The 12,758-nt window shown below is 64.9% G+C and carries 5 protein-coding genes; 1 reads left to right on the top strand and 4 read right to left on the bottom strand.

Features of this window, described 5'->3' with window-relative positions; genetic code table 11:
• Positions 1-94: 94 nt before the first annotated feature.
• Positions 95-1,933 carry a threonine/serine exporter family protein gene (locus V6584_RS07515; protein ID WP_404802644.1) on the bottom strand — a complete coding sequence of 613 codons (1,839 nt, stop codon included), beginning with the start codon at positions 1,931-1,933 and terminating at the stop codon, positions 95-97.
• A 369-nt stretch (positions 1,934-2,302) separates the two neighbouring features.
• On the opposite strand from V6584_RS07515, the gene V6584_RS07510 reads away from it, so the two are divergent.
• Positions 2,303-5,068, top strand: a complete 2,766-nt coding sequence (locus tag V6584_RS07510; protein WP_340470081.1) for a phosphoenolpyruvate carboxylase — start codon at positions 2,303-2,305, stop codon at positions 5,066-5,068.
• Positions 5,069-5,196: 128 nt separating this feature from the next.
• Here V6584_RS07510 and V6584_RS07505 read toward each other — a convergent pair whose 3' ends face one another.
• The 3 genes from V6584_RS07505 to V6584_RS07495 form a co-directional block, all read right to left on the bottom strand.
• On the bottom strand, positions 5,197-6,108 hold the full coding sequence (locus tag V6584_RS07505) for a class C sortase (protein ID WP_340470082.1): 912 nt from the start codon (positions 6,106-6,108) through the stop codon (positions 5,197-5,199).
• 58 nt (positions 6,109-6,166) lie between these two features.
• The gene (locus V6584_RS07500; RefSeq protein WP_340470083.1) at positions 6,167-7,774 is read right to left on the bottom strand and encodes a SpaH/EbpB family LPXTG-anchored major pilin; all 1,608 of its coding nucleotides are present in this window, start codon (positions 7,772-7,774) and stop codon (positions 6,167-6,169) included.
• A gap of 97 nt (positions 7,775-7,871) precedes the next feature.
• On the bottom strand, positions 7,872-12,068 hold the full coding sequence (locus tag V6584_RS07495) for an SdrD B-like domain-containing protein (protein ID WP_340470085.1): 4,197 nt from the start codon (positions 12,066-12,068) through the stop codon (positions 7,872-7,874).
• Positions 12,069-12,758: the final 690 nt, after the last annotated feature.

Genomic DNA, 12,758 nt, shown 5'->3' with positions numbered 1-12,758 from the left:
GGCCCGCTGAACCCGGCCCGCTGAACCCGGCCCGCTGAACCCGGCCCACTGAACCGAACCAACCCGGCCTGGCCATCGATGCGGCCGCAATCACTCACACGTCGTAGCGCCAGGCCCTGTCCGTCAGCACCCGGGCGGTCACCAGGCCTATGGGCAGGCAGATGATGACCATGAAGGCCCTGAAGGCCCAATCCAGGGCGTTGAGGGTGTTGAACTGACCCAGGTAGAACATGGCCCGGTACATATAGAGGCCGGGGACCATGATCACGATCGAGGGGACGGTCAGGCTGATCCGGGGGAAGCCCAGGTCGGGCGCGAGGAAGCCGTGACGGACGGATGACCTCCAGACCGTGGCCAGGAGGCCGGCCATGAAGGCACCCAGGAAGGCACCCATCTCGGGAGGGACCCCCATGAAGTCCTGCATCTCCAACCTCATCGTGTCGGTGATGGCCCCGATGACGGCCGCCACCAGGGCCATCCGCTGGGGGGAGTTGAAGAGGACGGAAAATCCCCAGACCCCGCAGAAGGCGGCCACCATGCGGAAGCCGGCCTGGAGCCAGGGGTTGAGGTCAAGGGGGGCGAACCCCTGCGGGTTGAGCATGACCAGCCTGGCCACGGCCCACCCGCCCAGGGTTGCCACCAGGATGATCGAAAAGGCGTAGGTGATCCTCTGAATGCCAGAGGGGAAGTCCAACTTGGCGATGTCAAGACCGCCCGTGACCAGCGGGAAGCCCGGTATGACGAAAAGGATGGCCCCTATGTAGGCCGTATCGTGCCTCAGGGCCTCCGGGTCGGCCAGGCCGGCCAGACGGATGGTGGCCACACAGGCCAGGGCCGCCACGATGACCGATACCCCGGTCGCAAAGAACTGGTTGATCCTCCTGCCCAGAAGCATCCTGCGGCACCACTGGCCGATGCCCGCCCCCACGAATGCCCCTGCCATGTCATACAGGCCGCCGCCCAGGAGGAAGACGAAGGCCGCGCAGGCCACGGCCGACGCCAGAGCGGAAAAGAGGGGGGAATACAAGGGTCTGCGCTGCTCGATCAGGTTGAGCCGCTCATGCGCCTCCCTGACGGTGACCCCACGGTTGAGGCCGGCCAGGCCGGGACCTGGGTTCGCAGCCCCCTCATGGGAGGTGGAGAGTGCCGACCGTGAGGCCCTGCCCTGCCCGGACCCGTCCATATCATCGCGCGGACTCCCGGCTTCACCCTCGAACGGCACCTTCTGGTCGAGAGCCGAGACGGCGGGTAAGCCGCCGACGAACCCCTGCGTGGCGGTCTGATTGGCATGATCGGCCTGACCGAGCTGATCGGCCTGACCAAACTGGTCGGCCTGACCGGCCCGGACCCTGTCTTCTGTATGGGATCCGACCGCCGCCAGGCCCACGGCCGTCCGGGTGTCCACCTGGCTGGCCTCCATCCGTTTCTCCTCGATGGCATCCCGGTTGCGGGCCACCTGACGGGCGGCCTCCCTCATGGAGGCGGCCGCCTCCCCGTCCCTGGCCAGGACCTCCTTGACGGCCCGCCGGGCGGCCCGGTAGAGGTCGGGGTCGTCCAGGTTGTCCACCAGCTCCTTGGAGACCACGGGCATGACGTGGTAGGTGCTGGGCTGACCGCAGTTCACGCTCAGCCAGTCAGCGAAGTGTTCCAGGAGCCAGATCCGCTCCGTATTCACCCCGGTGGTCGGCAGGTCCACCACCTCGGTGATCCGGGAGACCCCGTCGGTGCAGGCCGCCTCGATGCCGGTCAGGTTCACGTCCGCCCTCACATGGACCCCCATGGGGTAGGCGATCCGGTTCATCATCTCGCGCACACGGAAGCTTCCTGTGCCCGCCCCCAATTCCAGCATCCCCACACGGACTATCAGGCTGGTCTTGGCCGCTATGCAGGCATCGACGATGGGCTCGTCATAATCACGCTCGATGTCTTCCATGTCCAGGGGGATGGAATGCGTGTGATACTCACGCACCCGTCTCGCGGCAGCCTTGCTCTTGCTGCGACCTGCATCCGTCCCGTGTTTTCTGCTGAATCCGAATCTCACGTCTATATTTCTACTCCAACGAGGTAAACAGCCTGCGGCCGGAAGGACCGGAAGGCCGCATCGGCACCCGGAGGAGGCCGCGTCATCCCCGGCAGACGCCTCCCCGACGGGCGGCGGCACACACCCGTCGGACACGGACCTACAATGGGGTTGAAACCGCTGATGGATGGCTGTGGGTCCGCAACGCCTCCTTCCACATAACCACGGAAGCGCCGTGGAGGTGGGGGTGACCGGGCAACCGGAAATCAGACTGGAGGCTCTATGACAAGTCAAGAAGAAAAGAAACAGATCAAGGCCGCGGACGCGGGGCTGGTCACGTCCGGCACCGGCACCAAGGGGCCCGAGGAGAGGGACCTGCCCAAGACGCTGCGCTCGGACATGGACCTCTGTCTGCGTCTCCTGCGCGACGTGCTCGACGAATTCGACCCCAAGCTCCTCGAACGTTTCGACTCCCTGCGCGACGACGTGATAAACGCCAGCGCCGAGCACTTCAACCGCCACTCCTCCGACCCCCTCCCCCGCGAGGGCGGCCTGTCCAAGGCCGTGGATCTGATAGATCAGACCCCCGTCGACGAGGACCAACTGCTGGCGAGGGCTTTCACCACTTACTTCCACCTGGCCAACCTCTGCGAAGAGAACTACCGTGTGGAGGTCCTCCACTCACGTGAAGCGGCCGTCAGCCTGGAACACGACGCCACGGACCCCATCAACGAGATGACCGTGGCCTACAAGCAGCTGATCAACGAGATGGGTCCGGCAAAGGCCCGGGAGCTCCTGGACAAACTCGAATTCCACCCGGTCTTCACGGCCCACCCCACCGAGGCACGCCGCAAGGCGGTCGAGGGCAAGATTCGCCGCATCGCCAACCTCCTGGCCGTCAGGCGGGGTCTGGGCGGGTCGGAACTGGAGGAGAACGAACGCCAGCTCCACTGCGAGATCGACGCCCTCTTCCGCACCTCCCCTATCGCCCCCAAGAAGCCGACCCCCGTCGAGGAGGCCAACACCATCCTCGACATCTTCGACTCCACCCTCTTCCGGACCATCCCCCGGGTCTACCGCCGCTTCGACGACTGGGCCCTGGGCAACAAGGCCGGCAAGGTCAAGCCCATATGCCCCCCCTTCTTCCACCCAGGCAGCTGGATAGGCACCGACCGCGACGGCAACCCCAACGTCACCGCCAAGGTCAGCCGGAAGGTGGCCCGCAAGTTCTCGGACCACATGCTCAGGGCCCTCAAGGACGCGACCACCACGGTGGGCAGGAACATGACCGTCGAGGCCAAGACCACCCCGGCCAGCGACCAGTTGAGGAACCTGTGGAGCAGGCAGAAGGAGATGAGCGAGACCCTGACCGAGAGGGCCCAACTCATATCGCGCAACGAGCTCCACCGGGCCGTCACCCTGGTCATCGGGGACCGCCTGGAGGCCACGATCAAACGCGATGCAGACCTCATGTACGACAGCTGCGAGGACTTCATAGCCGATCTGCGTGTGGTCCAGGACTCCCTGGCCAAGGCAGGGGCGACCCGTCAGGCATATGGCCCCCTCCAGGATCTGATCTGGCAGGCGCAGACCTTCGGCTTCCACATGGTCGAAATGGAATTCCGCCAGCACTCCCTGGTCCACTCCAGGGCCCTGGAGGACATACGGGAGCACGGTCTGCACGGGGAGCGGGGAGAACTCGACCCCATGACCCATGAGGTCCTCGACACCTTCAGGGCCCTGGGGGCCATCCAGAAGCGCAACGGGCAGAAGGCCGCCCGCCGTTACATCATCTCCTTCACCAAGTCGGCCCAGAACGTCAAGGATGTCTACGAACTCAACCGTCTGGCCTTCGCCCACCCCGAAGACGTGCCGGTCATCGACGTGATCCCCCTCTTCGAGCAGCTGGAGGACCTGGAGAACTGCGTGGACGTGTTGGAGGAGATCATCAAGATCCCCGAAGTCCAGGCACGGCTCAAGCAGACAGGCGGGAAGATGGAGGTCATGCTGGGTTACTCCGACTCCTCCAAGGATGCCGGCCCAGTCTCGGCCACGCTGGCCCTGCACTCCGCCCAGGAGCGCATAGCCCAGTGGGCCAAGCGGCATGACATCGACCTGACCCTCTTCCATGGCCGCGGAGGGGCCGTCGGCCGCGGCGGCGGCCCTGCCAACAGGGCCGTACTGGCGCAACCCGTCGGATCGGTGAACTGCCGGTTCAAGCTGACCGAGCAGGGGGAGGTCATCTTCGCCCGGTACGGGAACCCGGTCCTGGCCATCAGGCACATCGAGTCGGTGGCGGCCGCCACCCTCCTCCAGTCGGCCCCCAGCGTGGAGGAACGCAACACGACCATGACCCGCAAGTTCGCGGACATGGCCCACAAGTTGGACCAGTCGGCCCACAAGCGCTTCCTCGACCTGCTCAACACGCCCGACTTCGCCCCCTGGTTCTCCATAGTGACCCCCCTGAACGAGATCGGTCTCCTCCCCATCGGGTCGCGTCCGGCCAAGCGGGGCCTGGGGGCCAAGTCCCTGGACGACCTGCGGACCATCCCCTGGGTCTTCTCCTGGGCACAGGCCAGGATCAATCTGGCCGCCTGGTACGGCCTGGGCACCGCCTGCGAGGAGTTCGGCGACCTGGACACCCTGCGCAGCGCCTATGAGGAATGGCCGCTTTTCAGCACATTCATCGACAACATCGAGATGTCCCTGGCCAAGACCGACGAGCGCATCGCGAAGATGTACCTGGGCCTGGGCGACCGGGAGGATCTGAGCGAGAAGGTACTCACCGAGATGGAACTCACCCGCAAGTGGGTCCTGCACATAGTCGGCGACGAATGGCCCCTCCAACACCGCCATGTGCTGGGCCAGGCCATCCGCATACGTTCCCCCTACGTGGATGCCCTCTCCGTCACACAGGTGCGGGCCCTGGCGACGCTTCGCAAGCGCAACGACAAGGGCGAACTCAGTCAGAGCCAACAGGCCGATTTCATCTACCTGATCCTGTGCACGGTGTCCGGAGTCGCCGCCGGCCTGCAGAACACGGGATGATTTGCACAGCCTCCTGATACGGCACGGCGGCGGGACCTGATGACGAGGTCCCGCCGCCGTGCCGTTTTGAATCACAGGCCCGGATTGACGGCTTCAGGTGGGCCCTGCCAGAAGGGGGACTCCTGGCCTCAGGTCCGCAGCTTCCGGTCTGTGCAGTGCCGCCGGACCTCCTGGCCCGGCTGAAAGGCCAGGCAGATGCGGGCCGCCACGGCCGACACGAGTGTGGTAAGGATCAGGGCCCACCATGGGAAATGAGGAAGGTCTGAGACCTGACTGGCGGCCTTCCGATCGTCGTCGGGGGTGGGGACCACCCGGCGACCGGTGACGAAGATGCGCTGGGAATTGATGCCCAGGGGGGTGCAGGTGACCAGGGTCATCAGGTCCTCCCCCTCCACCGGTCCGAGCCCCCTTGTCTGGTCAGGGTCCACCACCTGCACCTGGACCACCTCGTAGGTCATCACCCTGCCGAACGTCGAGAAGGTGAACCGGTCCCCCCTGCCCATCCTGTCCAGGTTGGTGAACATGGTGGCCTTGGCCAGCCCCCGGTGGGCCGTGATGACGGCGTGGGTCCCTGCGCCGCCTACAGGCAGGGAGGTCCCCTCCAGGTGGCCCGCCCCCTTCAGCAGGGTGTCGTCGGAGGTGCCGTGGTAGACGGGAAGGTCCACGTCGATGGAGGGGATCTGCAGGCGTCCCATGAGGCCCCGGCCGGCATCCAGGACGCCCGCGTAGGCGTCATGGAGGAAGGAGCCGGCCTGACTGGTCGGGAGGTTCCCGCCGGCCTTGTAGGAGGCCCCGGACTGCAGGAGGCCGTTGTACCTTTCCGCGGCGGCCAGTTGGACGGCCTGGTCGGCCGCCTTGACCCTATCGGGGTCGGGCACCCCCCGGGCCACCACCTTGGACTGGTTGTACTGGGCGAACCAGGAGGCCGCCGAGGGGTAGAGGACCAGGATGCCCCCTGCCAGGAAGAGGAGGGCGGCCAGGAGGGTGAGCAGTCGGTTGGACAGACCGGCGGCAGGAGTGCCATTGGCCTTTTGTTTCACCCCTCCGTCCTTCCCCGGCATTGAGCGCACCGGAATAGACCGGTCGGGAGCCGCCCGGTCAGCGGGCCCTGGACCGTTTGACCATGACGACGGCCAGGCCGCCACCCAGGAGGGCCAGGCCCAACAGGGTCAGGAGGACGGCACCGGCGGAACCCGTCAGGGGGAGGTCAGGCCCATTCCTCTTGGTGTTCTCGATGGTGACATCCCGTACGGAGGTGGCGTTCGCGCCCTTGTTGACGACCAGGGCCGTGTAGGCGGCGTTCCCCGTCGGGAGGGTGTAGCCGGCCGGCGCCTTGACCTCTTGCAGGACGTAACAACGCTGGGTTACCGCCACAGGGTCATTGCTGGAATCGGACACGAAGAGACCGGGGATGAGCACGGTTCCATCCGCCGCCGTCTCGAACTCGGTGACGGGCGTGGCCCCGTCGGAGGGGGTCACGGAAATCGGCTGGGCGCCGTCGGCCACCGTGGCCTCGCAGGAGGCACCCGCAGAGGGATAGGGGGTCTTGGCCGGGTAGACCTTGAACCGGGCTCCGGCCAGGCCGGCGGCCTTGGCGCTGTCGCCTCCGTCCACCTTGAAGATCCTGGCATCACCCCAGTACTGGTCGGCGGTGACGACCGGGTCGGTGACGCTGTGGGCCTTGTCGTCTCGCACGCCCAGCGTGGCCTTGTCCTGGATGTCCCCGTCCGCCGGGACCTTGATCACCTTGGCGGAGAAGGTGACGACCACCTGTTTGTCGGCATGTGCCTTCAAGCCGGCCAGGTAGGCGGAGGTCAGGGACATGGTCACCTTGCTCCCGGAGACCGTGACCGTGTAGTCACGATCCTTGGTCAGGGCGGCCCCCTCGACCTTGACGGCCTTGACGTCCGGATCCGACACGTACCGGGCATCGGCCTCGTCGGTTATCTCGTAGGATTGGAAGGCCGCATCCCCTGCCAGACGGGGCACGGTGGCGGTGACCGTGTAGGTGGCGGTGGAACCCAGGCCCAGTCCCTGCTGGGGGTTCACCCCCTTGGTGATCGTGGCCACGCTGTTCTTCGGGTAGGTCTCGACGTCATAGAGCCAGCCGTTGGAGGCCCCAACCCCCTTGTCGGGGAAGGGGATGGTCACGATGTAGGGCGGGGCGGAGTCGATTACTCCGGAGGGACGCCCGGTCTCGACGACCAGATAGGCCCCGACCGGCAGGGAGGAGGCGGTGGCCACCCCTTGGGGATTGCCGGAACCATCTGTCCCGGCGGTCGTCACGGACATAACGCTGGTCAGGCCATGGGGAGTGGTCGTGCCCGGGTCGTCCTTGTCGGGGAAGTCGGCGCTGGTGGCCCCGTCCTCGACCTGCCGGGGGGCGTTCAGCTTGGCCAGTTGGTCCCACCCCGCTGAGACGGTCAGGTCCAAATCCGTGATCCGGTAAATGGTGAAGGTGACCCCGTTGATTCCCGGCGAGGTCAGGTTCACCGAGCCGTCGGGCTTGGCGATCTCGGAGGTTCCGCTCTGGTGTTCATGTTTGTGGATGATGATGGAGCCCTTCTTGGCCCCGTCGATGTTGCCGTAACCAGGTTGTGCGGCCCGGGCCGTCAGCCCCGTCATGCCGCCCAGGGCCAGGACTCCGGCCACGGCCAGGGCCACGGCGGCCTTGGACCGCCATCCTGCTTTCAGTTGACCTTCCATGGTCTTCTCCTTGCAAAGTGTCGCGTGCGATTCATCATCGCCCGACTTGTCTGATTTATCTCTTTGTATGACTGCTGCTGCTTTTCGGGTTCAAAGTTCATGCATAGCGGCTCCCACTGGGCCCTGGCCCGGCTGAGGGGCGGAGAATCCGTCCCTCCATGAGGCGGCTGAAGCCCTGTGGCCCCCATCTGGTGACCGTCACCCCTGCCGCCAGGGCCAGGAGGGCCAGGCCCGCCAGGAGACATGTGGTCCTGCTCCCCCCTCCGGTCAGCGGGAGGGCGGGGCCATCACGCAGGGGGTCGGACAGGGAGCCCAGGTTGATGTCGGGGTGGTCCCTGTCGATGGTGAAGGGGATGGGGTCGAGCAGGCCGAACCCGGCCGGGGCCTTGGTCTCCACCAGAAGGTATTCACCGGCCCGGAGCTTCTGGACGAGGAAGGCGGCCGGAGCCGGGTCCATATCCAGGGGGCAGGTGGAGGCGGAGGATTCGGCGTCGCAGATGTCCTCCATCCTTTTGCCGTCCTGGGAGTATACCGGCCTGCCTGAGGAGTCGGTGATCTTCCACCGGGACCCCTTGAGCGAGGCCGAGCCTTCCGCGGATTTCTTGGTCCATGCCAGGCTCCCCGTCTGCAGGCCGGCGGCCAGGCCGGTAAGGCGGGTGTGGATGGGGAGGATGGTCTCCACCAGGCCCTTCCTGTCGACATCCGAGTCCTTGCTCCGGTCATTCCCCCTGTTTTTGGGAGAGAAGGAGGCGGCAGCCGTGACGGTGCTGTCGAAGGTCAGCGTGTAACCGGCCGTGGAAGAGGACCGAAGCTCAGGGAAGTCATAGGTCCCGTCAGCCTTGGTGACGGCCAGCGTATCCACCTGGTTGCCCAGGTCATCCAGGCCTGTCAGCCGTACGGCCACCTCGACGGCCGGCGGCTCCCCCTCATCCTGGATCCCGTCGCCGTTGACATCCCACCAGACCTTGTCGCCGATGGAGGAGGAGACCACGTTCTGCGTACGGGAGACCGGACCAACCGGATTGCCCAGGCCGCCCACCCTGCCGTAGGCGGTGTTGGTCACCACATCGCCACCCTTGTCGCCGATCAGATCCACCGATATGAGGACATCGATGGCCTCCCCGTTGACCAGGATCCCCGGTCTGACCAGGCGGATCGCGGTCACCTCATCCAGGGAGGCTGGGCAGCCGGTGCCGCCCAGGGTGGCACACCAGGTTACCGGGACGCTCCAGTCTGGGGTCCGGGGAACCTTGTCCGCCTTGGTGTATTCCACGGTCACGGTCCTGCCGTTCTCCGCCCCCTGGGTCACCTTGACCGACTTCAGCACCGCCTTCCCGCTGAAATGACTGGCTGTATCACCAGCCCTCCCGGGCAGGACATCGATGATTTCAGGATCGGTCAGCCTGGTCTCCTGGGTTTCCAGCGTACTGCCCAGCCTCACCCTCCACACGTTGGACTGGGTCAACAGGGAGCCGGAACGGTTCACCTGGACCTGGGGGGTCACGTTGAGTTTGTCCAGGAAGACACCGGCCGGGTTATCTATGACGACCAGGGAATAGGAGCTGAGCAGGTCCTTGTCCGTGGTCCTGTCACCGCTGGCCCAGATGTAGGCGTTATTGGCGTAGTAGCCGTTCTTGGCGGCGGGCGAGACTCTGGCCTGGACGACGATGGTTCCGCCGGCGATGGGTTCGTTGACCTTCTGGCCTGGGAAGATCCACCTCATATAGGTCTCCCCCGCCCCGCAGGCACGCTTGGCATCCGGGGGCGACTGCGGATAAGTGGTCAGGTTGTCGGTGGGAGTGGTGCCTGCGGGGTCGTATTCAAGGCCGGCAGGCAGGCAGTCCTCGATCCAGACCTCGTTGGTCGTCTCATCCGGGCCGCCTGGCGAGGTCAGGGTGGGGGTTATGTGGAAGTGGACCAGGTCGTTGCCCGTGACCTTGAGGGTCTTCACCCTGTTCGAGTCGTCGGAGGCGGGAGAAACCAATTGGCCGATCCTGGCATGGGCACGTGCCAGGGTGGCCCAGCCCCAGTGATCCGCGATGAAGCCGGAGGCTGAGGGGAGCGGGGTTTCAAGCATCTCGGCCAAGGAAGAATCCGTGTATTTCTGCCGGTCCGAGCTCCAGAAGTCGAGGATGCTGCCGTCCGGCACCTTCTGGGAGGAGACGGTCAGACCGACCAGGACCGATTCGTAGACCGTGTCGGCAATCCCCTGGGGAGGTGGGATGGGGGCGAAGATCCGCACCCTGTTCACGGCCGTGTATATCCCCTGGGCGGCCAGGGCCGGGTCGTTGCCCTGCACCTTGTCTGGCGAATCCACCCAGTTGACACCGGAGCAGTCGGCATCCGAGAGCCTGTTCCTGTTGGGCGTGCCGGCCCCGGCCTCGGCATTTCCCGCATACCAGACCTGAATGGGCCGTGTGGCCATGCCCGGACTGGCTCCGGACAACCATACCGGCCTGCCTCCTGAAGGGCGGTCGTACCAGCTACCGGGGTCGGCACCGGGTGTATCCACGTCTGTCAGGTAGTACTGGGCCGGGTCCCAGACCGCGCAGCTCAAATGGGTCACCGTCGTGGGAGCGGAGGAGTTGGCCCCGCCGTACATGAGCTGCGCCGTCACCTTCTGCCCTCGCATGACGGTGTTTTCAGCCATCCTGTAAACGGCATCCCCCGGCAGGCCGGGTATGCTGTTGGCCCAGCCCTTATGGAACTTTTCACCCGGAGTGTTCCTGGCATCCCCTGGCATGCCACCCATGCCGACCGTCAGCCCCCCGGGGATGTCCCGCCTCAGGGTCCTGTCTAACGAGTCGTTGGCTGTCGGTTGCGAATCGATGGTCGCATGGTCGGAACCGGCGTCAAGGCCCCGCATCTCCATCTGCGTGTACCTGTTGTGCATGTCCAAGGACCAGGTGGCGGCGCCTGCGGCTTGGGTGCCGAAATCCGTGACCGTGTCGATGGGTATGTCGACGTTGACGCACATGGAAACCACATATGCCATGTGCTCCGGCAGGGGGCTGCCGGTCTCGCTGTATTTGGGGTTGGTCAGGAGGGACCAGTCGGTCTTTTCTATCGTTATGGTGGCGGGCGTCCCCGGGCCCGCCGGTTGCACAGCGGTGAAGACGCCGGAATCACGGACGGATTTATCGGGCTGCGGGGGATCGTAGAAGCCGAAAGACGGCAGGGGCATATGGCTGACATGGAATTTCCCGGGGTCCACCGAGACCCTGGCTCCATACTTGTCCGGGTCCGTCTTCATGCGGTTTCTCTGCTCATCCGTCAATTGAGGGAAGAGGCCGTCAGGCGAGAGGTCGTCTGTGATGGACACCGGCCCCACGACGGGCATGGCCCCCTTCCCGTCGGCATCGGCCTGGATCATCAGCGGGTATTCGATGTACTGGCAGGTTCTGGACTCGTCCCAGGAACACTTGCGCAGCCTGGGCCCCCAGGTGTAATCCGGAATGACCGGCCACTGCATGGCGAGATCCCACTTGAGGCGGGAGGAGACAGTGACCGGGGGCAGGGAGTCGGCCGCATAATCGCGCGCCCCGGCCGATGTCCCCGGCACATTCCCCACCTTCAATTCGAGTGATTCGGGTGTCAGGACCCTCCCATTGGGAACCGCATTGCTGACTTTCACCTCGACGGTCCTGGCCTCGGTCGACGAACCGGTCTTTCGGCCCATCAGACAGGTCAGGGTCTGCGCTTCCAGGTCGTCCAGGGAATCGGACCTGTAGGGGAGGCTGGGCTGTCCTGCCGACTTCGGCGTCAGTGTGGATCCGGCCGCGCAGCTTGTCGGGACATCATCCATCATCAGCCCCTTGGGGAGCTTGAGGACGTACGAGACGTCTTGATTCTGCAAATTGTTGTACTGGTACTGAACCTTGTAGATCACCTTGTCGTTGACCCTGACGATGCCGTTGTCGGCTGATCGGTCATTGCCCGCCTGGTCATCGGCATCGAACGAAGGCGTCCCGTCCGCAGCCACGACCAGGAAGATGGGGGAACCGGCCCTGGTGCCTGCCGTCCGGACCGCTGACGGGGCCGCAGGCCGGGTAGGGTTGCCAGGGGTCACACCGCCGGCCGCCTGCTGGTCCGGGTGCGACGTGACGGCTGGCGTCTGTGAGGAAAGGGACTTGGTCGACTCACCAGGTCCGGCCGCTGCGGTCAGCGTCAAGGCGCCGGCGGCCGCCAGACAGACCAGGGTACAGGTCGACCTGCGCACCCACCCGTACAGTCGGTGGTGCTTCCCTTCGCGCCCGGGGTTGCCCCCCGCAAAGACCGGACGATTGCCGCTCATTTCCCGTGACCATCCTTGGAACACTCAAACCATGCCGTGCCAGGAATCGTGCCAGGTATTCCCAGCCTGAACAGTATCTACTATTGTACATGAACAATCCGATTTCCCTATTTTTATGTCCGCGTGGCCGCGTTTTTGCCTTCCAAAACGTCAGTTCACAATTATTTATCGGCGCCACGCCGCTTACCGTCGGCGGGCGGAATCCATCCGATCCGTCCCCAACACCGGTGGAGAGTCCCTGATCTCGCCATCCGCGACTTGCACGGAGCTGGTCAAGGCAGACCACACGCACAACCCCGGAATCCACTGGAGGAAAATGGGCGAATGCCATCACACATCAGTGACAGCTGCAATATTCGATGTAATTCGCTACTCAAGTAGCTAAAATATTAAGTTATCTTCCTCGGCACATATGGCGGGAATCACTGCATGGGAGGGTTGCACGACCTTGGGGCTGGCTCTCGAGACGTCACCATGTGTTCAGCCGTTTACAGATTATGCACTTTATCCTCTTTGCAAGAGCACAATTACGGGCCTCGGCTTGCGCCATTCCGGTATCGAGCAACCAGGCCAGGTCCGCCGAGGCTAAGATGCCCGCAATCCGGAAGGTTCCAGGCCTCCCCATTCTGAAAGACGGATATCACCGACAAGAGGGCGGGCAACCTGCCGGGACAGGTGGCCCGCCCTTGA

Origin of the sequence: Bifidobacterium favimelis, from assembly GCF_037963085.1 — a bacterium.
Taxonomy (GTDB): Bacteria; Actinomycetota; Actinomycetes; order Actinomycetales; family Bifidobacteriaceae; genus Bombiscardovia; species Bombiscardovia favimelis.
The sequence above is the reverse complement of the archived record's forward strand: the minus strand, read 5'-3'. Positions and strand labels throughout refer to the sequence as shown.

What these genes read in the sequence shown, in the direction of transcription:
- V6584_RS07515 (WP_404802644.1), bottom strand. Translation starts at nt 1,933, where the DNA reads ATGGAAGACATCGAGCGTGATTATGACGAGCCCATCGTCGATGCCTGC.
- V6584_RS07510 (WP_340470081.1), top strand. Translation starts at nt 2,303, where the DNA reads ATGACAAGTCAAGAAGAAAAGAAACAGATCAAGGCCGCGGACGCGGGG.
- V6584_RS07500 (WP_340470083.1), bottom strand. Translation starts at nt 7,774, where the DNA reads ATGGAAGGTCAACTGAAAGCAGGATGGCGGTCCAAGGCCGCCGTGGCC.
- V6584_RS07495 (WP_340470085.1), bottom strand. Translation starts at nt 12,068, where the DNA reads ATGAGCGGCAATCGTCCGGTCTTTGCGGGGGGCAACCCCGGGCGCGAA.